Here is an 18,937-nt window from a genome sequence, read left to right on the forward strand (position 1 = left end):
ACTATTTTTTATTTGTTTGGGTATTTCAGATTTAGTTTTTCAAGCTGTTCGGCTAAAATTTTAGCTGCTGTATAATTACGAAACCATCGCTTATCTGCAGGAATAATGTGCCAGGGCAAGTGATCACAGGCATTCAATATGGTATGATACGTTTTCCTGTAGTCATCCCATTTTTTTGGGATAAGTTCATCTTCTTTGGCATATTTCCATCGTTTGTGCGGTTTTGTTTTACGCTCCTCAATACGCTTTTCCTGCTCATTAGCCGATAGGTGCAGATAAAACTTTAAAATCAACGTATCATTGGCCAACAGATGATGTTCCAGTTCATTGATGAGGTTGATGCGGTGCTGCAAGACATCTTCTGAAAGGCTCCTGTTTGTAGCCGGAACCAGAATGTCTTCATAGTATGACCTGTTAAATACCCTGATCATACCTTTCTGGGGAAAATGTGGATAAACGCGCCATAAAAAGTCATGTTTGAGCTCATCAATTGTGGGTTTCTTAAACGATGTTACCTGCACGCCCTGCGGGTTCATGCCGCTAAAAGCGTGACGGATCGTACCGTCTTTACCGGAAGTATCAAGCCCCTGCAAGACAATGAGCATGCTGTATCTTCCATCGGCATAGAACTTATTCTGCAACAGAAAAAGCTCCTTTCGGAGTTTTTTCAAGGCTTTCTTTGTTTCCGCCTTATCGGCATCTTCCGGTGGCAGTGTTGATATGTGTTCTAACTCAACCATCTGATTTTATTCAATTTCTTTTGCGTTCTGTTCATATTTCATAGTAAACCAGGCCCCATCATCCTCTGTAAACTGCTGACGTTGCAATACGAAATCGTTAGTCAGGTATTCTTCCACGACATAGTTTATCGTTTTAATACGGATTCCCATCATGTATGCTTCAATAACAGCCTCACTACTTATTTTTACTGATTGGTTCACTACCTCCTTTTTCCTGTTTTTTATGGTGACCAGGCTTTTGGATCCGAAAAAACTTAACACCCCAGATTCAACACTCATCTTCAAATGAATATCTTTTAATTCTTCTCCCTTACCCAGTTCATACAGTTGCTGAAAGTCTTCTGAAGTGACATCCACTTTTATCTTCTCGTCATACGGATCAGTAAAAGGAAATACATTCAACAGCACATCAAACTCATTGGGATTGCACTGATATGTGGTCGTGTACTTTTCCGTAAGCCGGCCGCTTTCGTCATAAAGCTCGGTTATTACCTTTATCCGATAAGTTTTACCCTGCTGCTCTAACTCACCCGTTAAAAAAATCTGCTTGCCCTGCAGGTCTCCATTTTGATCATAGTTTTCACGTACTATTCTTTTTTGCGCTATTTGCTCAATGAACATTTCTTTCTCCTGACCATACAAAATTGCAGGGACCAGTTGCAGACATGCTATGATGGTGAGCAGCGCTCTAGGCATGATGCTTCATTAGTTGGTTAATCTCTTTTGCCAGAATATCCGAAAGATCAATCTGATTACTTTCATGGGGGATGGTGTTGCACGTTACGACTTGTAGTACCCCTGCATTTTTTAGATCCGCATAGGCTGAGCCTGCAAATACGGCATGTACGCCAATACAAACCGGTAGATGCATTCCGGCTTTTTTTAAATGGCCAACTGTTTCTATCATCGTTCTGGCTGTGGAAATGATATCATCCACCAATACCGGGGTGTGATCTTTGTATTTTGCTACATCGGGGACGGACACTTCCACATCCCGGTCACCATGCCTTACTTTCTCTAACACGGTAAAAGGTGCCCCGGCTTCTTCTGCTACCTGGGAAACCCATTGCTCACTTTCACTATCCGGGCCGATGAATACCGGCTTTTCAATATTATCGCTCACCCATTTTGAAATGTGTGATGCCGCATGGATGAGTTTATTAGGTACGGTGTAAATCTCACTTAACGAACTTCTACGGTGAAGGTGTGGGTCAACGGTGGTCAACGTTTCTGCAAAGCCTGATATCAATTCAGCAAAATACGTAGACGTGATACCCTCTCCCGGATTAAACTGCTTATCCTGACGCATATAGGCCAGATAAGGCGCTACCAGGCACGTACAGGCAGCACCAAGTTCTTTGGCGGTCTTACTTAAAAAGTACAGGGGCAGCAATTTGGCATCCGGCTCGTGTAACGTGCATACCATAACCACACATTTGCCTTTTACTTCAGAGTGAATCTGCACATAACTTTCTCCATCGGGAAACTGCCGTATGGTTGCCTCTCCCTTTTCAGCCTTGAGGTGTCCGGCTATTTTATCGGTAAGTTCTTCATTGCCCGGTAAGGCAAAAATTATCATTTCCATATTTATGACTCGTTGATTTTAATAATTTCTTTTTGTGTTTTCAGGTAAGAAAGGGCATATTCAAGCTCTCCCTGTGACTCAGCATGGATTTCAAACAGGGTATCGTTCTCTTCCACTTGAGTACCTAATGGCGTAAGCAGCAAAATGCCTGCTGTCATAACACTAGGAGCACCGGCCATCTTAGCAACTTTCGCCAGTCTGCGATTATCAATCTCTGAAACTATTCCTCTTACTGCTGATCTAATCTTATGCTTACGGGGCGCAACCTCAGGTTCTCTAAAAAACCCTTGTGCCTCGCAGATAGAGATGAATTTTTTGTAACCATCTCCGCTTTCTAATATTTTCATCGCCAATTGGCTGCCCTTACCTTCAAGTGCTTTTCCTCCCATTTCAAGTAATCTGCCTGCAAGTATTACCGCTCTTTCACGTAGGTCATTCGGAGCATTTTCTTCGTTTCTCAAGACAGACAAAACATCTTGTGCTTCTAAGGCAGGTCCAATGCCCCGCCCCACAGGCTGTGCGCCATTGGTCAATATTATTTCAATATTCAGTCCGATGGCCTTTCCTACGGCAACCATTTTTTCGGAAAGTTGCTCTGCAGTCTCTTTTGAACGCACTTTGGCAGTAGGGCCAACAGGTATATCTATGACTACATCAGTAGAGCCTGCTGCCGCCTTTTTAGAAAGCACAGAAGCGATCATCTGCCCTTCACTATCAATATCCAAAGCTTTTTCTACCCTGATGAGTATATCATCAGCCGGACTTAGCTGTACTGATCCGCCCCAAGCAAGGCACCCGCCTTCCTGTTCCACCACATTTTTCATTTGCCCGGTGGTGAGATTTACATTGGTGACCACCTCCATGGTGTCAGCAGTACCGGCTGGAGAAGTAATGGCACGGGAAGAAGTTTTAGGGATGGTCAACCCTGCTGCGGCAACAATAGATACTACTAATGGCGTAGTTCTGTTACCCGGCAAGCCACCTATGCAGTGTTTATCGTAAACCTTGCCCGAACCCCAGTCCAGTTTGAAACCCACATTGATCATAGACTTGGTAAGCGAAATAACTTCTTCCTGGTTGAGTGAATCTCCCGTACTGGAAGCCAGAAAAGCAGATAGTTGGATATTGGATAAATTCCGATTAACGATATCACCAATAATCCTGTCAAACTCAGTCTGGTTGAGCCTATGCCCGTATATCTTTTTTCGAACATCGCTCATTGAATCCAAGGCATCTAGATGGCTCAGACTAAGCAAGTCACCTTCTTTTGTTTCCAGGGCTTCAATGGCTGCATCAGAAAGCCCCAATTGATCATGGTTTAAATGCGCTTTATTATCCCAAACGATGAGTGATGCCACGATGGTTTTATTTCCGTTTGAAACTTTTATACGATTTAACGCCTCAAACCCTTCGGACACACACACCGGACAGTCCTTGCGCATGAATACCATGTATTCGTTTCGGGCATCTATGCCTAATCTTACTAGTTTTAATACGTTATGCCGGGTATCCTTTGCTTCCATCACAATTCTACCTTTTGATTTATTTTGGGAATCTCACTGTCCCATTGGTATACTTCTTTGATGCGCTGCTGAAGGGCACAGGCTTGCTCTGTTTCTCCATGGATAATGAATAGCTTTTCGGGCTGTTTTTTGATTTCCGAAAGCCAGTCGATCAGATCTTTTTGATCTCCGTGAGCGCTCAGCCCTTCTATTTGTTCTATGTGCATGCTGAACGGTAGCCATTTGCCGTAGACTTTGATTTTTTTGTCTCCTTCAAGCAGCTTTCTTCCCCGTGTTCCTTCTGCCTGGTAGCCCACAAAAAGTAAGGCATCCTTGCTATTACCGGATCGTGCTTCCATGTAATTGAGTATTCGTCCACCGGTCATCATACCACTTCCGGCAATAACGATTTTAGGTTTTTCATCTTTGCGCAGTGCCAGTGTTTCCCGAAAATTGCTCACAACACGAAAATGGGAACACATATCGTCACATTCTTCCGGGTCCAGCTTGTGCCAGTCTCGGGAGTAGTGAAAGAGATGAAGCACATTGGCTCCCATGGGACTATCCATGATCATCGGAATCTTAGGTATCCTTTTTTCTTTCAAAAGCCTCCAGATCATCAACATCATTAATTGTGTCCGCTCTACGGCAAAGCTGGGGATGAACACACTACCACCACGCTCCACTGACTCATTTATGATACGCTCCAGCTCGGGAATGATGTTTTCTTCGTCTACATGAATCCTGCCGCCATACGTGGATTCAATCAATAGTACATCGGCTTTCTCCGGTTTTTTTGGAGGAAAAAGTAGCAGGTCTTTTTTTCTGCCTATGTCTCCGGAAAACACCACATATTTATGATGAAATTCTACCTCAACGGAAGTGGAACCAATGATATGGCCGTTGTAAGGCCATCTAACTCTGAAATCATCTTCAATTACATGCCATTTACCCTCAGCTACAGGGTTGAAAAGAGGTACCGTCTTTTCTACATCTTCCAGATCATAAAATGCTACTGCCGGGTGATGTTTGCTATACCCATCCTTATTCGCTCGCGCAGCTTCTTCCTCTTGTATTTTTGCACTGTCCTTTAAAATGATCTCTGCAATCTTAAGTGTGGGGCCAGTGCCGTATATTTTGCCCCTGAAGCCTAGCTTGACCAATCTGGCCAGATATCCGGTATGATCAAGGTGTCCATGGGTCAATAAAACGGCATCTATAGTTTGTGGATCAAACTCTGGTTGTGCCCAATTAAGCAACCGCAATTCTTTCAAACCCTGGAATACCCCACAATCCACCATAAGCTTTTTTTTGCTCGTTTCAAGCAAATATTTAGAGCCAGTCACTGTTCCTGCTGCTCCCAGAAATTTTATGGTCATTTTATCCAACATCTTTTAAACAATTAGTTATTACGTGCTTCTGTACTCAAACATATTTGTGTCCCTTCTTCTATGATCTTCGAAATCCGGCTTGGTGCTATCCCCATTTCCTCCAGTATTTCAGGTCGCTCACAGAGTTCTTTACACAGCACAATCATTTTATCAATGAGCTTTTGTTTTTCTGCCTTAGATAGGGTAGTCAGGCAGGTAACAGGGTGAAGACCAGAGAGGTTAATTCGGTCGCGGATACTTCCTTGCTTTGGATAATCCCAACCAATAAGCACCAGGCCACTGCACTTACCATATCGAATGGCATCCTCCGTAAACCGGGTGTTAGTCACTACCCAACCCTCATGAAATTTGGTGGCATGTCCTTTACGTTTTTCCCATTGCTTTTTCACATCTTCAAACCGGGACCTGATATAGAGTGGAATTTTTACGTCACATTTATACCCTTGCCGATTGTGGAATTTGCACTCCACCATGAAGTGTTTGTTGTCTTTTTCAGCCTCTACATCTATTTCATGCGATACACAATGACCCTGAACTATCACACCTACTTTGGTACGATAACCCTGATGCTTCAAAATTTCACCCACAAACTTCTCAAAGGGATATCCTGAAGGGCCTAGCTCCAAAATGGCCTGCTTGATCTTATACCTGCCTGCAACGGGTTTTGAGTGCTTTCGGAGCATAGAGAACGCCTGGCTGTAGATTTTCTTCGTAGACATTCCATCGACTAACTGCTTTTCTATTTCGTCAATGATAAGGTCTACAATAGCCAAACCGGCTCCAGCTCTTTCAAGAGATTGTCTGAGCTTCGTTGGAGAGAAGGGTGCCTTTTCTCCGGAAACCTTGGTAATAAAAACATTCTTTTCAGGCATCTACATCTACTCTTAACATCTACTGTTAAAGATATAAGAGCAGCATTCCAACCCTTTACGAAATTATATATTCGATGTATGAAATTTTGTTATTGCTTACTAGTAAGATAGATCGATATCAGCATCTATTAACGTTGGGCATTATTCACTAACGTTGGCTGTTTTAGTCTACTGGAAATTAAAACTGATATGACTGGTGTAAGGGTTATTTGCAACCATGGAGATACCCCTACACCTAGAAGAGATAGTACCGGCATTTGTTCGTTGTATTGCCACCAATTCAGTAACAATGCGGTTTTTTCGGCTATCAAGGCTACAATCGTACCAATCAAAAGCATCCATAAGAGATGATTTGCAGAAGGTTTTTGCCCCCATTTTATATCATTCGCAATTTGAGCGACTACAACATATATGATAACAACTAAGACCGCATCCCCAAGGCTACACAGAAAGTAGCCCATGTTTTTCATCCAGGGAATAACGTTGGTATATAGGCCATCATGCAAATTCTCCCACATGATATTAAGTAGGAAGGCAGTTACAACTAATTTGATGAAATACTGCTTCATTTGACCTCAACATTTACTTTCAATTCGGAATCTTTATTCTGCCATTTATCAAATAGAATACAAGCCGTCAAATCTCCTGTAACATTGACCGCTGTTCGAAACATTCCAAGTAACCTCTCTACACCGATAATGATGATAATTCCTTCAGCTGGAATCCCTGCGCTACCTAGTACGGAAGCCAGTATCACTACACCGCCACCCGGAATGGCCGGGGTGCCTATAGACGCTGCAACAATGGTTACTATTACCACAATGATGTTCAACAAACTCATCTCCAGCCCATACGCCTGGGCGATAAATAAAGTGGTAATGGTTTGATAGAGTGCTGTACCATCCATGTTGACAGTAGCTCCTATGGGGATAATAAAGTTGCTGACTGCCGGATCAACTTTTAGCTTCTCTTCTGCTGTTTGCAATGAGAGTGGCATAACGGCTGCTGAGCTAGTGGTGGAAAATGCCAAGAGTTGTGCATCTTTTATCTTTCCTAAAAATTTTAACGGATTTCTCCTGCCCAGTAAACTTACCATCAGTAAATAAACACCTACAAGAATCAGTAATCCAAGTAGAACAACGACTACATAGTAGCCTAGCCCCGCCAAAGAGCTTAAGCCTACACTAGAGGTAAGCTGAGCCATTAGTCCAAAAACAGCCACCGGTACCAAAATCATTGCCCATCTTACTACAGTCATACAAATCTCCTGAATGGCACTTAGCAGCAACTTTACCGGACGCAATAGGTCTGAAGGCAATGAAAGAACAGCCACTCCAATGATAATGGTGAAAATGACAATACTCAACATTTCTCCACTGACCATTGAAGCCAGAGGGTTTTCCGGTAGTAAATCCGTAATGATACGTGGCATATCATTGATACCAAAAGACAATTCCGCACTGTTGGCTTCTTTTGCCAAAGCCTCTTCATGTTCGGCTGCTGCCTGCTCGTGCAAGTAGCGGCCTGGTTTAAATAGCATGGCCAACACACTACCTATGCTCACAGAAATGATGGTTGTGGTAATAAAATACAGGAGGACCCCCCCGCCAAGTTTTTTCAGGTTGTCTTTGTCATTGCTGGCAATGCCCGTAATGATAGATGCCACAATCAATGGGATCATGATCATCTGCACCAGCTTAAGAAATAACATGCCGGGCAGGGCCAGCCAGTTGCCTAAAACATCGGCAGTGGCTTTACTTACCCATTCATTTTGTGGACTTAATAAAAGGCCGAATCCCACTCCCAGGAAAAGCGCAATGATCACCTTAAGCCATAGCTTTCCTTCTACCAGCTTTTGAAGGTAAGTATTGAGTGATTTGAGTGTCTTTATTTCCGTATCAAACATTAGATTACTTCTTTTTCACAATCCATCGGAAATCGCATTTTTTGGCTCCTGCTGCTATGCTTCCAGTTCTCTTTAATTCAGCATCCCACATATTAGCCAATGGATAATCAAGGTCACACCATGTTTTAGCACAAAAATCAGATAAGCCTCTTACCTTGAAGTACTCAGCTACCGGACATTTTAAACAATCGAAACCTACCACATTATCATTGGCAGGCACATCACTCCATAGATATGAAGGGCTATTAAAAGGGAATGTCCTAAATAGCTTTGTCGCATTTAAAAGTTTGCTGTGACTGTTTAGACTACTCCATCCTGCCAGCCGCCAGCAGAGTCTGCCCATTTTTTTGTAGATTTTCCAGGCAATATCATAAAAGAGTTGGGTAGTTACTTCTTTACTTTTACCTCTTGAAATTAGTTCCTCATAAAACGCCGTGGACATGGCGGACAGGTGGATCATTATAGTGCCTCCCATTGTGGGCATTTGGGATATCTCCAGCTTTAGAACCTGGTATCTTTGCCAATAGTTTCGAAGGATATCACGTATTTCACTTCTTTCAAAATATGGTGAAAGAACATGCATTGCTGCTTTAGCAGCTTGCCTTCTGAACCAGAACAGAATCAACGTTCTCATGGTCTATTTTGATAAACTTTCATTGGTCTTTCTAATTGATTTTTCCGCTCTATTAAAAGAGTGGCTAGTGGTTCTGTGCTTTTCACCTTCTTGCAGGATAAATTTCATTTTCCGCTCCTTGTATGTTCTACATTTTGTGCAGCTATATTCTTTGGGGTACAATCTACAGCCAGATCCGCCACATCCAACAAGACTGTAATGGTATCGGTTATCGAAACATCGGCCTGTTGCATCTTTGCTTTGGTATCTTTCGGTTGCTGCATAAACGGGAAACCCTTTTTTTATCGCAGTTTGAATACGCCAGTCACTGATCACATCACATACTCCGATAACCTCAACGTCATCTTGCCTTGCGATAAAAACTGCTACTTTTTTGCCGATTTCGTCATATCCAATAAGTGCTATTTTCCTTTGCATGGTATTATTGATTTTTGATTGTAGTATGAATGTTATTTATGTTGGACAGTCCGAATACGATCAGCACAAAGCTTTGACCAATCTCCATCATAACTAAAATTTTTGCAGGGGTAGTAACAGGCACAATATCTCCATAACCAATGGCCGCAAACGTGACTACACTGAAATAGAAGGTTTCAAATAAGAAATCAAAATAGCTAAGGTTATTGGTTGCATTTAAGCCATTGATCTGAAAGGAAGATCTATCCGAAGCTATCAGGCAGGTAAAGTCTGCGGCATATGAAAAGACAATTAGGATAACTAATAACCCAAATATCCATAGCAACTGCCCAAAGGAGTGGCATGTTTTGATGGACTTATTTACCTGCTTGAAGGTGAAAAATGTAAAATATGAGGTTTTGATCAGGGCTAAAAAAATAACGAGGTAGGGCACCCAGCTAAGCCCATGATCTACGAATTGCATGAGGTAGACATATACAATTGCTACTATCACCACCAATATAATGGCGGGACGTAAACGCTTTAGAAGCAAGTTTAGGAATTTACCAGAGTTCATTTGACTATATTTTGCTGGTTATAACAAAAAAGAAAGATCATCCCTCCTCGAAAGCAGGAATGATCTAGTAATAACCAACGAAGGCTATCCTTAACATACAACCACCTTGGTAATCATCGATATTTTTTATTGAACGAGATGTTGTAAACGGTTGCTACCAACGCACCGAATAACCAACTCAGTACAAACATTTCTACCAAACCAATCAGAGCCTCAGTCCAAGGGACATCCATCCGTATAATCGCACTGGTATCCAGACCATGCAGCAGGCTGTTGAAAAAAAGGATGGTACCATCCCGGCCTACTGTTGCCATTAAAATGATACAACCCAGGTAGAATAATGCTCCTACTACCCCCCAGGCTAGTGCAAATTTCTTAATGTCGATGTGTTGCATGATCGTCTTCGTTTTTAGATTGTTGTTCTTTATGGCCTACATGCCCTGCATGGTTTCTGTGTCCTCTGAGCATAAATAGGTGGGCCACAAAAAAGACAATGAGGAAAATAAATAGTGAATTGGTGCCATTGAAACCAAGAACCGGTAATAGGAATAGTAAAAGGAATATTCCAAAACAGCCGATTAGCATCCAAATCATATGGTTTTTCATAATAATAAATTTAAGAGCTCAAGTTTATGCTTAACACAGGGATTTCCGTGTGATTTACCAGGCTCTCGGTAATACTTTTGCTTATAAGTCGAAGAAATCCTGACCTGCCATGTGTTGTAATTGCAATCAGGCCTGCACCTATGGAATCTACAAATTGCATAATCCCACGTTCCTCATTTAATGAATTATAGATGTTAAGAGTACATGATCCTCCTCGCGGACATGTCCTGTGAAAGTCATGCATCTTAGCCATACTTTGCTCTGTTTCTTCAAATGAAAAAGGAGTGTTCACATAGAGAAGGTGGATTTTTGAATCATTGAGATCAGCAAATTCTACCACAGTTTGAAATGGCTGCTTAACATCAGACTCAAAACTTGAAGGAAATACAATATTTTCAACTGGCCAAACGGATCCCTCTTTTACCACCAATACCGGAATGGTAGCATCCCGAAGTATCTTTTGAGCGTTTGAACCTATGAGCAGCTCCTTTGCTCCAGTTGCACCGCTTGAACCCATTACAACGAAATCATGATGGTGAAAAGGAATATGTTTCAAGATCTCCTCCCTTCCTTCATCAAACACTAAGAATTGCTCAGCTTTTAATCCCTTATCCTCTGCCTTCTTCACAAGTCTGGAAAGCTCCCCTTTAGCATAACCAATTTCTTTGAGTGTTTCAGGATAACGTTCCTCCCTTTCTTTGTTTAGAGTTATCCAAGGTACCGGAGTGTATTGGATATGTAGAAAATGAATTTCCGAATTAGTTTGTTCGGCAATCGCAATGGCAATCTCTGAAGCTCGATTAGCAGCTTTTGAAAAATCCGTAGGGACCAAAATGTTTTTCATCTGATAAATTCCTTTGTCGTCAGTTTTGCAGGTCTTTCCTCATATCCTCAAACTGTTGCCGATCTATTTCTCCACTGGCATATCTCTTTTTCAAAATGTCTAAAGGGGTTTCCTTTTTGGTGCGCTGACCAGGAATGTCCCATGGGGTTACAAAAATCCAAATGATGAAGATCACCCATACGACCCACCAGAAAATGTGCATGCCCCAATAATGTCCTTCGAATAAATGCATAACTCACTGGTTTAATATTATTAAAAACAGGATTTTCCTATGATTCAATGTAGTCGATTGATACTAAAATTAGTTTAGATATTTTGTGATTAATGTATGATATTTTGTTTTTTTAATCGACAGTAATTGAAGTAAAAAGAAAGGACTTATCTCCCGATAAGTCCTTTAACAACCTACATCACTACTAACTACTAATTTCTTAAAAACCGATTGTCGCCTCGATCACAATTCCGTCGAACTTAGCTCCCTGAAACCTAGTTCCATTCCAACCGTCACCTTCATACTTATGAGTGACATATTCCAATTTAGTTGCAATGTTTTGTGTCATAAACCATCCAAAACCAAGATTTAACCTGTTTACATCACTTGCTGGCAGTCCATCTGCAAACTCACCTGTCACAGAGTTATATCTACCTCCAACGTAAAGTTGTTCTGTAGTTCCAAATCTGTAGAGTAGCTCTGCGCCTAATTGTGTGAAGCTTCCACCCGTTGCGTCATCACCATTAGATGTTTTTTCAAACACACCAAAGAATTCAAGACCACTATATTTAACAAATGGGTTGATTTGGAATGCCGTGTGGTAAGCAAAACCAGGATTCAACCTTGGTAAGAAGGCACTACCACCATCATTGATTCCTTCTAATACATTATAGTATCTAGCACCTGCCCTATCACCATTGTAGAGATAATCTCTCGTACCTTTATCACTACTGCTGTATAAAGACCCTGTCAGTCTGAACCTTAGATCATCATTCATTTGCTTATCATAGCCCAGTTTGGCATAAAACACACGACCATCATCTCCTGCAGTCGGCTTTTGATTTAAGCGTCCATTTGACATCCCCACGAGACCAATAATTCCATTGTTTTGAATAGTAACTTCCAAGAATGGCTCAGTTGTAAAAGAATCCATGATGTAGTTTCCTGCAAATGGATTATAAATTGCCCTAGCATTATCAGAGCGTCTAAAGTGAGTATCACCGTAGTTGATTTCATCCATACCCACTTTAATGGTGGCCATTTTCATAAATCCGCCAAGGAATCCAGGGCTTATGAAATCCAGTTTATCCATTTGGAGATACCCCCCTTTTACATAGGCTTCTGTATGGTTTCTGGAAGATAAATAAGTTCTCAAGTGCATACGAACACCGTCAGCTAGCTGAACGTCAAAGTTCAGGTTTGCTGTTGGTAAAGAAAAATTATTTGAAAGCTCTACCAATGTGTCTCCTACCAAGTCATTCTCTTGAGAAATTCCCTGGAACATGAAAGAAAAGTCACCACCAACACGGAGTTTTAATCCGTCGTATTTTACTGTGTCTTCTTTACTTGTTTCGAAGACATTGACGCCTCTCTTATCGTTGTACCTGTAGTACTGGATTGAGGGAAACTGGGCGTAGACTGCTACCGTTCCAAACAGCATCAGGGTCGCTACTATGTGTTTAAAAAATGAAGTTTTCATAGTCATTTATTATTTAAAGATTTATTTCAACTGTTATTTTGTATGTTATCGTAATTTCATCTCCGGATTTGATGGTACCGAGCATGGCTGTTGGCGGCTCAACATTAAAGTCCGTCATATTGAAAGAAACCGAGCCTTGAAATGTCATAATTTGATTATTATTCTTCTTGTGATACACTGCGGTCACCGGTACTTTTCGTTCTTCTCCCGCTACTTTGAGCTTTCCATCTGAGGCAATGATTTCTCCGTTGTTATAATCGAAAACCTCCACCTCGTATTTTATGGCTGGAAAATCATCGGATTTAAGCGCAGAATAGGTTTTGTTGTCCATAATGCTTTTTCCGCTTTTGATGGACTTAACCGGAATATCAAGCCTTAAGTGGCCAAGTAGGAGAGGATCTGTCTCTTCCACATGAAGCTCAACTTTCATTTGATCCATCAATACTGTTGATTCCCAATCGTGCAGCGAAGATGTACCGGCCAATGTCATCATACTTTTATCAGGATGAAAACGTACCTGTGAAAAGGCAGTATTGGTAAATAATAGCAGGAAGATTATTCTTAGAAATGTTTTCATATCAACACTTTAATAGCCCATCAGATCACTTGATTCTGATATTTATAAGGTGAAGATACGAGGGTTATAAGGTGGATATTTATCAAATTTTGAGTGATTTTTATGAAATGCTGAAACAATGATTTAAGTCATTGGAGTGCCTGTAATTCATCAATATTATGGGCTGTATTCACTCATGTTAAAAGAGATGAGCAAAACATTTCCTAGTCTGAGTTGATTAGAAGTTGCGTACTTTTAGCGGATTCTTTCGGTAGTTATTGGCAAAACAGATTGAATGATTAGTCCTGCATTACCACTCTGCAAGGAGTATAGTAGTACAAGCTTCTCATCAGAATACTTCTTTCCCCTGAATGTTTTGCCATCATGATTCTGGTGGTTCAGCTAAAAATCATTTATCCCGGCATCATCAAGGATGACATGATTAAGTACTGCCTGGAACAGGTGCAACTCTTGTACTTTCCCGAAGGGGTTCATTATCAACTCTACCCCATCAATGGGTTGTAACTTCAGCATCAAGTAACAGGCTAATGTTTCACTCCCGTCATGATGGCGCAACTCACCATTACCCGACATATAGTATACTTTTTCATCATAGTATAATTCGCCTTTTGTAGAAAAGTTCCAGTCCGGGTGGGGTTGTGTTTCGATCTTGGGTATGGAGAGCCGGGTGGTAATTTTTGCATCATGATCTGAAAAGAAACGGTTGGTTGGGACAATATCTTCCAGGCTATCGTCCAGTTTAAAACTCAAATCCACAGTCGCTTTTTCATAATCCAGTAATACAATGATATTATTGAATCGGTAATTTTTTAACGAATCTCCTTCATAGGTTTTAATTACCATAAAACCTTGCCTGGTCATGTAGGTTTTTTGTGCTGCAGCCGACCCGCTGCTAACTAGTAGCCCAACTAACAACCAAAGCTTCACTTTTATTTTTAAATATTGTATCATGTTATGATCTAGTGGCCCACCAAATACCGATTCCCATGACAGTCAGTGCTCCAAAGGCAACCAAAATGCCAGTCATCATTGCTTTTCGGGTAGCCGCTCTCTGTTCTGCAGGTAGCCCTCCTTTAGCTTGCTTTGCAACACTAGGTCGGGCAGCAACCCTTTTTTCAGTCACAAGCGGTTCTGGTTCTGGTTTACCCTTACTCACTTTGGTAATATGATCAAGTAAAGCATCAATTTGCTCATCACTTAGTGGCACTGGAGGCATGGGTATCATATTGTATGCATTGAAAACAGCCACTGCCTTTTCATCACCTTCCTCAATCATAGCCTGAGACTCACGAATAAACCTTGTAATCCATTTCTTAGCATATTTTTCGGTCACCCCCTCTAGATCAGGCCCTACCAACTGGCCCTGACCGATCGTATGACAGGCGGCACAGTTGGTAGCAAATATGGCCGACCCATCTACCTCCTGAGGATAGCTTACATAGCCTAATATCAATAATCCAAAAATCAAGAAATATTTTATTTTACTTTTATTCATTGATCAATTGGCCGATTGAATAAACTCTAAAATCTTTTCCGCTTCCACTCGTGTAAGTTGTGCACGAATCTCCATGTGCTTAACAGCCACATCCCATTCTACATCACTAAAGGTGGCAGGGGAAGCAGTATTGTGGCATCTGATACACGACTCTGCCCAAAGCTGAGCGCCACTTTTCTTCAAAACATACTCAGGAGTTCCCTTGGAAGTATTGTCAGTACTGCTCGTTGCGCTTTGCTGCGAGGCACACTGTGTGAAAACCAAGGACAAAAAGGTAACAACAGTTATTAGTAGGAGTATTTTATTGAAATTCTTCATTTTCGTTAAATTTTAAAAGCCCAGGGTCCATTGAATATAAAAGGTACTGACATCCAGTTCTTCAGGTTCCTCGCCTCCTTCTCCATGCCCTCCGGAAACGTTATCCATCTGATAGGCAAATTTGATGGCTGTTCTCCAATCGATCCAGTAGTTCAGCCCAATGGCCAACTGGGTGCTTTCTGACTCCCATGGTGCTTCTTCCGGGGTGTTGAGTGTGGAATACCGCCCTACTAGTTCCAGGTTTTTAACAAACTCGTTGGAGCCAAATGTTGGGCGATAGCCGAGCTGAAAGAAACTGGAGTTGGATTTGTTGTCAAACGTGTATGACTCCATCACACTGTCCTCTTCAACTGTGTATGTCTGGTCATCAATATTGATGAAGTTTACCTGGCCTTTCAGATCAATCACACCTCCCAGGAAGGATACCTTCCTTACGTAGGTCCAGTCAAACGCATACATAAAAGCGCCAACATCTTCTAATTCAGAGTCACGGTTGCCCAGCTTGGCTGATTGAGCAGAAAAACCGACTTCCAGCGACTGATTCCGAAGAGGGAACACCCCCAGACGACCACCAATAGCCTTATTGTTATTGTTGTCCTCATCACCCTCATGCACAATCATACCTACTTCTTCTGCTTCTTCCTCACCGTCCTCGATGCGTGGACCGTTCATTACATAAATTGAGTAATTAAACTTCATTCCTCCGAGGTAAGAGGCACCTCTTAGCTCTGCTCCCAAGTCTGAGGTGGGGAGAATTCCATCGTGTCCATACCCAAGTGGAACAGTAGGTAACCTATTGATCCATGAAGGATGCAGTCTTTCGAAAAAGATCCCAAAAGGGATAAGAATTTTACCAGCTCTAAGGTTTAGGTTGGGCGCAAGGCTATAATTGAAATTGGCATATTCTAGAGCTACTTCTATCTCACCATCCTCTACGGCAAATTCCAATTCACCTTCGAAGAACAGTTTGTCTGATTGCTTGTAAAGAAATAAGGGTACAAATCGTGCATTTCCGAAGGTAGTTTCCTCATCATTTGACATGAATGTCGCATCCGAGTAGCCACGCAGCAAAAACCTACTGTTGCCAGGTTGGGGGCTAAGGCCACCTTGGTTCTGTGCATTGATATCAACCAAAGCACCTATGACCAAGGTTAGACTAATTAGGTATTTGTATTTCATAAGCCAGTAGTTTTATTGTTTCAGTGTTCTTAAGTAGCTGACCAATTGCCATCTTTTCTCTTCAGAAAGAGTAGCTTTATAGGATGCCATGGGAGCCCTACCCTCTGTGATTTTCCAGAAAATAGCTCCATCACTTTGAGCATGAAAGGTCGCTGTAATCAAATTAGTGGGTTTTGGGTTGAGAGCAGCTCCAGCTACTCCATCGCCTTTGCCCTTTTCTCCGTGACAAATGGCACACATGGTGGCAAAGATTTTTTTACCCCCTTTAATAGCTTCTTGCTGTCCAGCTACTGGGTTTTTGAGCTTATCTGCTTCAGGAGGAGCTTTCCACTTATCCTGAGATATTCCACCTATAAAAATTAAGAATGCAATTACAAAAGCGCTTTTCATTTCAATATCTATAATGTCCTAAAAAATGGGAGACACTTTCATGCCTCCCCATGTTAAATCACTACCCTCTCTACTAATTAAGGAGAAGACTAAAAATTGAGTGACTACTAATTCACCTAAGTAAACTTAGGAGCAAATCCTTCTCACTATTTACCTTATTGTGGTTATGATTTAAGGAATTATGAAAGGATGAATGGATACCTTTTGTTGCAGAGACCAGACCCCAAAAAGCTAATCATTGGAAGTTTTTTCTCGCTTAATAATAGGGTTGAGCAGAGTAGTAATGATATGAATGTTCACTATAGGATACCCTACCATTTCGTCAAACGGTTCGCCAAACCATTTGGATTCTATACCTGTGGATAAGGTAACTTCATATCCTTTAGCTTCATTTGCAGGCGAAAAATCAAAGCGACCTGCTGCTCTGACAGGTCCTCCCACATTGTTATTAAATATTCGGCCAATAAAAGCAAACTGGAGGAAGTCAGCACCAGCATTTTGAATGTTTTTCTTGGATACATTTCCTCTTATTACAAACTCTGCTTTGTTTTTCTTAAAGAGTTTTTTTGTTAGCTTTTTATCTTCTGCTACAAATGACCGGACCGGGAAAGTGATCCAAATGGTTTCTTTCTTTTTATTGTATATAATCTCCACTTTATCAGTTGAGGCTGATGCTATTTCACCTGAAACAGCAAAATAGATATTTGCCCTTCCAGTGGAACTGGTATAGTACTCTTGCCCTTTTACAGGGTGATAGGCAACTAAAATGAAAACCACACTCGCCAGGCAAGCCAGAAAATATTTTTGGGAGGATATAAATAACACCGGTTGAAAGTTGTGTATCGGAAATAAGATTTTATGCAATCTTAGGTTTTGTTGCCCACCCCTGTTTATCAAATTCTGGGTATGATTTAAGAGATTCTACATACTCAGTTAAATTTAACTCGCTACTCACAGTACCAGAGTAGCTTGTTAAAATAGAAATAATCCAGGCTATTTATTCTATTCTCTTCCTTAAAAAGATCTATTTTACCCTTGAGGGTTTCATAGGAAAAATTATTTTCCCTTTTTTGCCACCCGGAAATAAGCGCTTTTCTTTCATCCCATATGGGGAAATGATCCGGGGCATGTGCACATAGAAAGGTAGAGGTAATGAATTTGGCACGATCCAGGTAAGAAAGGTCATGAACGAGTATTTTAAAAATATTGAGATCTCCGTCCCTGACCGCATTTTTCACATCACTGTCAGCCATACTATTTAAGAAATAGTTGTATTGATAATCCGGGACTAATCGCCTTAATCCTAACACACCTATCTTACCATTCAGGGTGTCCATGTCCCATGCTCCAACGTTTTGCTTGATATATGCTAAAGCCTTTTTATCAGACAAAAAATATCCTTTTAAAGAATTGAATTTCTCTAAACCCGACTGTATATTTTTCATCTCAACTATCTAGACACGTGGATGCTATACTTACTGGAATTAGCCACTGAAATTAGTAAGGAAGTCATCGATAAATCCTTTTTGCTATTTCCTGAGGATGATCTACTAGATGTTTTTCTTATGCTAGAAGAACCATTTTTTCTACCACAATTGCAATCTTCACAACCACAGTCGCAATTTTTCTTCTCTGGTTTTTTTACAAAAGGCTCCTTCCCATTGCCGGAATTTGTCAAAGATGCTTCCCATTCCCTTTTGTATTGGGACAAGGATATGCCGGTATACTTTTTAAACTGGCCGGAAAGATAGTGAATGCTACTATAGCCCACATTCACAGCTATCTGGCTAAGATTTAGTTTGCCTTGCTTAATTAGTTCTTTTACTTTATTTGTTCGTAATGCAATAAAGCATTGTTCTATGGTTTCACCTTTGAATTGACTATAAATCTTGCTCAACTGATGGTAATTACGACCAAGCTCCAGGGCTATGTATTCGGATAACTTGCGCTTTTGACTCAAAAGACTAATATTTTCCAAATAATCATGAATGGCCATATCTATTTCTGTGACCAAAACTTCATTTTGATCTCTGACGAGTCCCAGATCCAGTGTTTCCAATTTTTGATTTACAGTATCCAGGTCTAAAGGCTGGTCAGCCGCTATGACCGCATAACCTAATTCGACTTCTAAGTATTTGATTTCAAGCTCTGCTAAAATCTGTTTTACTACATGGATGCATCGTGGGCATACCATGTTTTTTATTTGTATGGTGAAAGTTTTCATTACAATATTG

General features: G+C 41.1%; 25 protein-coding genes. All 25 read right to left on the minus strand.

Going from position 1 to position 18,937, the window contains the following annotated elements:
• Positions 1 to 8: 8 nt before the first annotated feature.
• Positions 9 to 740, minus strand: coding sequence for a PPK2 family polyphosphate kinase (locus tag ACQK2H_RS13780; protein WP_420575416.1), 732 nt, complete (start codon positions 738 to 740; stop codon positions 9 to 11).
• A gap of 6 nt (positions 741 to 746) precedes the next feature.
• Positions 747 to 1,436, minus strand: a complete 690-nt coding sequence (locus ACQK2H_RS13785; RefSeq protein WP_348284278.1) for a hypothetical protein — start codon at positions 1,434 to 1,436, stop codon at positions 747 to 749.
• A complete protein-coding gene (locus ACQK2H_RS13790) occupies positions 1,429 to 2,325 on the minus strand; it encodes a ribose-phosphate pyrophosphokinase (RefSeq protein WP_424963881.1) in 897 nt (298 codons plus the stop codon). The genes ACQK2H_RS13785 and ACQK2H_RS13790 overlap by 8 nt, the downstream gene beginning before the upstream one ends.
• A gap of 2 nt (positions 2,326 to 2,327) precedes the next feature.
• Positions 2,328 to 3,848, minus strand: coding sequence for a thymidine phosphorylase family protein (locus tag ACQK2H_RS13795; protein ID WP_350204920.1), 1,521 nt, complete (start codon positions 3,846 to 3,848; stop codon positions 2,328 to 2,330).
• Positions 3,848 to 5,206 (minus strand): MBL fold metallo-hydrolase RNA specificity domain-containing protein, encoded by a 1,359-nt coding sequence (locus tag ACQK2H_RS13800; protein WP_425391982.1) that lies wholly within the window; start codon positions 5,204 to 5,206, stop codon positions 3,848 to 3,850. The genes ACQK2H_RS13795 and ACQK2H_RS13800 overlap by 1 nt, the downstream gene beginning before the upstream one ends.
• A 23-nt stretch (positions 5,207 to 5,229) precedes the next feature.
• The gene (locus ACQK2H_RS13805; protein WP_350222526.1) at positions 5,230 to 6,090 is read right to left on the minus strand and encodes a restriction endonuclease; all 861 of its coding nucleotides are present in this window, start codon (positions 6,088 to 6,090) and stop codon (positions 5,230 to 5,232) included.
• A gap of 128 nt (positions 6,091 to 6,218) precedes the next feature.
• Positions 6,219 to 6,659, minus strand: a complete 441-nt coding sequence (locus tag ACQK2H_RS13810; RefSeq protein WP_350222527.1) for a hypothetical protein — start codon at positions 6,657 to 6,659, stop codon at positions 6,219 to 6,221.
• The gene (locus ACQK2H_RS13815) at positions 6,656 to 7,996 is read right to left on the minus strand and encodes a dicarboxylate/amino acid:cation symporter (RefSeq protein ID WP_350222528.1); all 1,341 of its coding nucleotides are present in this window, start codon (positions 7,994 to 7,996) and stop codon (positions 6,656 to 6,658) included. Before ACQK2H_RS13815 ends, ACQK2H_RS13810 begins: the two co-directional genes overlap by 4 nt.
• Positions 7,997 to 8,000: 4 nt before the next feature.
• Complete coding sequence (locus tag ACQK2H_RS13820; RefSeq protein ID WP_350222529.1) at positions 8,001 to 8,630, minus strand: L-2-amino-thiazoline-4-carboxylic acid hydrolase; 630 nt, start codon at positions 8,628 to 8,630, stop codon at positions 8,001 to 8,003.
• Between the two features lie 3 nt (positions 8,631 to 8,633).
• Positions 8,634 to 9,047 (minus strand): hypothetical protein, encoded by a 414-nt coding sequence (locus ACQK2H_RS13825; protein ID WP_425391983.1) that lies wholly within the window; start codon positions 9,045 to 9,047, stop codon positions 8,634 to 8,636.
• A 4-nt stretch (positions 9,048 to 9,051) separates the two neighbouring features.
• A complete protein-coding gene (locus tag ACQK2H_RS13830) occupies positions 9,052 to 9,603 on the minus strand; it encodes an ion channel (RefSeq protein WP_425391984.1) in 552 nt (183 codons plus the stop codon).
• Positions 9,604 to 9,716: 113 nt separating this feature from the next.
• Positions 9,717 to 9,998 (minus strand): DUF5676 family membrane protein, encoded by a 282-nt coding sequence (locus tag ACQK2H_RS13835; protein ID WP_348284269.1) that lies wholly within the window; start codon positions 9,996 to 9,998, stop codon positions 9,717 to 9,719.
• Positions 9,979 to 10,209, minus strand: coding sequence for a hypothetical protein (locus ACQK2H_RS13840; protein ID WP_420575422.1), 231 nt, complete (start codon positions 10,207 to 10,209; stop codon positions 9,979 to 9,981). Before ACQK2H_RS13840 ends, ACQK2H_RS13835 begins: the two co-directional genes overlap by 20 nt.
• A gap of 10 nt (positions 10,210 to 10,219) precedes the next feature.
• Positions 10,220 to 11,053 carry a universal stress protein gene (locus ACQK2H_RS13845; RefSeq protein WP_348284267.1) on the minus strand — a complete coding sequence of 278 codons (834 nt, stop codon included), beginning with the start codon at positions 11,051 to 11,053 and terminating at the stop codon, positions 10,220 to 10,222.
• A gap of 19 nt (positions 11,054 to 11,072) precedes the next feature.
• Complete coding sequence (locus tag ACQK2H_RS13850) at positions 11,073 to 11,285, minus strand: SHOCT domain-containing protein (RefSeq protein ID WP_348284266.1); 213 nt, start codon at positions 11,283 to 11,285, stop codon at positions 11,073 to 11,075.
• Positions 11,286 to 11,484: 199 nt separating this feature from the next.
• Positions 11,485 to 12,744, minus strand: a complete 1,260-nt coding sequence (locus ACQK2H_RS13855) for a hypothetical protein (RefSeq protein WP_350222535.1) — start codon at positions 12,742 to 12,744, stop codon at positions 11,485 to 11,487.
• A gap of 13 nt (positions 12,745 to 12,757) precedes the next feature.
• Positions 12,758 to 13,321, minus strand: a complete 564-nt coding sequence (locus ACQK2H_RS13860; RefSeq protein ID WP_425391985.1) for a YceI family protein — start codon at positions 13,319 to 13,321, stop codon at positions 12,758 to 12,760.
• A gap of 381 nt (positions 13,322 to 13,702) precedes the next feature.
• Positions 13,703 to 14,272 (minus strand): hypothetical protein, encoded by a 570-nt coding sequence (locus ACQK2H_RS13865; protein WP_350204910.1) that lies wholly within the window; start codon positions 14,270 to 14,272, stop codon positions 13,703 to 13,705.
• A gap of 1 nt (position 14,273) precedes the next feature.
• The gene (locus ACQK2H_RS13870) at positions 14,274 to 14,816 is read right to left on the minus strand and encodes a c-type cytochrome (protein WP_425391986.1); all 543 of its coding nucleotides are present in this window, start codon (positions 14,814 to 14,816) and stop codon (positions 14,274 to 14,276) included.
• 3 nt (positions 14,817 to 14,819) lie between these two features.
• Positions 14,820 to 15,134, minus strand: a complete 315-nt coding sequence (locus ACQK2H_RS13875) for a hypothetical protein (RefSeq protein WP_425391987.1) — start codon at positions 15,132 to 15,134, stop codon at positions 14,820 to 14,822.
• Positions 15,135 to 15,146: 12 nt separating this feature from the next.
• A complete protein-coding gene (locus tag ACQK2H_RS13880; RefSeq protein ID WP_425391988.1) occupies positions 15,147 to 16,313 on the minus strand; it encodes a hypothetical protein in 1,167 nt (388 codons plus the stop codon).
• A 12-nt stretch (positions 16,314 to 16,325) separates the two neighbouring features.
• Entirely contained in the window at positions 16,326 to 16,703 is a 378-nt protein-coding gene (locus tag ACQK2H_RS13885) for a c-type cytochrome (protein WP_420575426.1), read from the minus strand.
• 231 nt (positions 16,704 to 16,934) lie between these two features.
• Positions 16,935 to 17,567 (minus strand): hypothetical protein, encoded by a 633-nt coding sequence (locus ACQK2H_RS13890; protein WP_350204905.1) that lies wholly within the window; start codon positions 17,565 to 17,567, stop codon positions 16,935 to 16,937.
• An 83-nt stretch (positions 17,568 to 17,650) separates the two neighbouring features.
• Positions 17,651 to 18,148: a hypothetical protein gene (locus ACQK2H_RS13895; protein WP_350204904.1), complete on the minus strand. Its 498-nt coding sequence runs from the start codon at positions 18,146 to 18,148 to the stop codon at positions 17,651 to 17,653.
• A gap of 5 nt (positions 18,149 to 18,153) precedes the next feature.
• A complete protein-coding gene (locus ACQK2H_RS13900; RefSeq protein WP_350204903.1) occupies positions 18,154 to 18,927 on the minus strand; it encodes an AraC family transcriptional regulator in 774 nt (257 codons plus the stop codon).
• Between the last annotated feature and the right edge of the window lie 10 nt (positions 18,928 to 18,937).

Source organism: Ekhidna sp., from assembly GCF_965228795.1.
Taxonomy (GTDB): Bacteria; Bacteroidota; Bacteroidia; order Cytophagales; family Cyclobacteriaceae; genus Ekhidna.

Excerpts from the sequence above, each read along its gene's own strand:
- ACQK2H_RS13900 (WP_350204903.1), bottom strand. The coding sequence starts at position 18,927 with ATGAAAACTTTCACCATACAAATAAAAAACATGGTATGCCCACGATGC.
- ACQK2H_RS13805 (WP_350222526.1), bottom strand. The coding sequence starts at position 6,090 with ATGCCTGAAAAGAATGTTTTTATTACCAAGGTTTCCGGAGAAAAGGCA.
- ACQK2H_RS13870 (WP_425391986.1), bottom strand. The coding sequence starts at position 14,816 with ATGAATAAAAGTAAAATAAAATATTTCTTGATTTTTGGATTATTGATA.
- ACQK2H_RS13875 (WP_425391987.1), bottom strand. The coding sequence starts at position 15,134 with ATGAAGAATTTCAATAAAATACTCCTACTAATAACTGTTGTTACCTTT.
- ACQK2H_RS13800 (WP_425391982.1), bottom strand. The coding sequence starts at position 5,206 with ATGACCATAAAATTTCTGGGAGCAGCAGGAACAGTGACTGGCTCTAAA.
- ACQK2H_RS13845 (WP_348284267.1), bottom strand. The coding sequence starts at position 11,053 with ATGAAAAACATTTTGGTCCCTACGGATTTTTCAAAAGCTGCTAATCGA.
- ACQK2H_RS13825 (WP_425391983.1), bottom strand. The coding sequence starts at position 9,047 with ATGCAAAGGAAAATAGCACTTATTGGATATGACGAAATCGGCAAAAAA.
- ACQK2H_RS13835 (WP_348284269.1), bottom strand. The coding sequence starts at position 9,998 with ATGCAACACATCGACATTAAGAAATTTGCACTAGCCTGGGGGGTAGTA.
- ACQK2H_RS13855 (WP_350222535.1), bottom strand. The coding sequence starts at position 12,744 with ATGAAAACTTCATTTTTTAAACACATAGTAGCGACCCTGATGCTGTTT.
- ACQK2H_RS13880 (WP_425391988.1), bottom strand. The coding sequence starts at position 16,313 with ATGAAATACAAATACCTAATTAGTCTAACCTTGGTCATAGGTGCTTTG.
- ACQK2H_RS13840 (WP_420575422.1), bottom strand. The coding sequence starts at position 10,209 with ATGAAAAACCATATGATTTGGATGCTAATCGGCTGTTTTGGAATATTC.
- ACQK2H_RS13810 (WP_350222527.1), bottom strand. The coding sequence starts at position 6,659 with ATGAAGCAGTATTTCATCAAATTAGTTGTAACTGCCTTCCTACTTAAT.
- ACQK2H_RS13815 (WP_350222528.1), bottom strand. The coding sequence starts at position 7,996 with ATGTTTGATACGGAAATAAAGACACTCAAATCACTCAATACTTACCTT.
- ACQK2H_RS13780 (WP_420575416.1), bottom strand. The coding sequence starts at position 740 with ATGGTTGAGTTAGAACACATATCAACACTGCCACCGGAAGATGCCGAT.
- ACQK2H_RS13830 (WP_425391984.1), bottom strand. The coding sequence starts at position 9,603 with ATGAACTCTGGTAAATTCCTAAACTTGCTTCTAAAGCGTTTACGTCCC.
- ACQK2H_RS13790 (WP_424963881.1), bottom strand. The coding sequence starts at position 2,325 with ATGGAAATGATAATTTTTGCCTTACCGGGCAATGAAGAACTTACCGAT.
- ACQK2H_RS13785 (WP_348284278.1), bottom strand. The coding sequence starts at position 1,436 with ATGCCTAGAGCGCTGCTCACCATCATAGCATGTCTGCAACTGGTCCCT.
- ACQK2H_RS13795 (WP_350204920.1), bottom strand. The coding sequence starts at position 3,848 with ATGGAAGCAAAGGATACCCGGCATAACGTATTAAAACTAGTAAGATTA.
- ACQK2H_RS13820 (WP_350222529.1), bottom strand. The coding sequence starts at position 8,630 with ATGAGAACGTTGATTCTGTTCTGGTTCAGAAGGCAAGCTGCTAAAGCA.
- ACQK2H_RS13895 (WP_350204904.1), bottom strand. The coding sequence starts at position 18,148 with ATGAAAAATATACAGTCGGGTTTAGAGAAATTCAATTCTTTAAAAGGA.
- ACQK2H_RS13865 (WP_350204910.1), bottom strand. The coding sequence starts at position 14,272 with ATGATACAATATTTAAAAATAAAAGTGAAGCTTTGGTTGTTAGTTGGG.
- ACQK2H_RS13860 (WP_425391985.1), bottom strand. The coding sequence starts at position 13,321 with ATGAAAACATTTCTAAGAATAATCTTCCTGCTATTATTTACCAATACT.
- ACQK2H_RS13850 (WP_348284266.1), bottom strand. The coding sequence starts at position 11,285 with ATGCATTTATTCGAAGGACATTATTGGGGCATGCACATTTTCTGGTGG.
- ACQK2H_RS13885 (WP_420575426.1), bottom strand. The coding sequence starts at position 16,703 with ATGAAAAGCGCTTTTGTAATTGCATTCTTAATTTTTATAGGTGGAATA.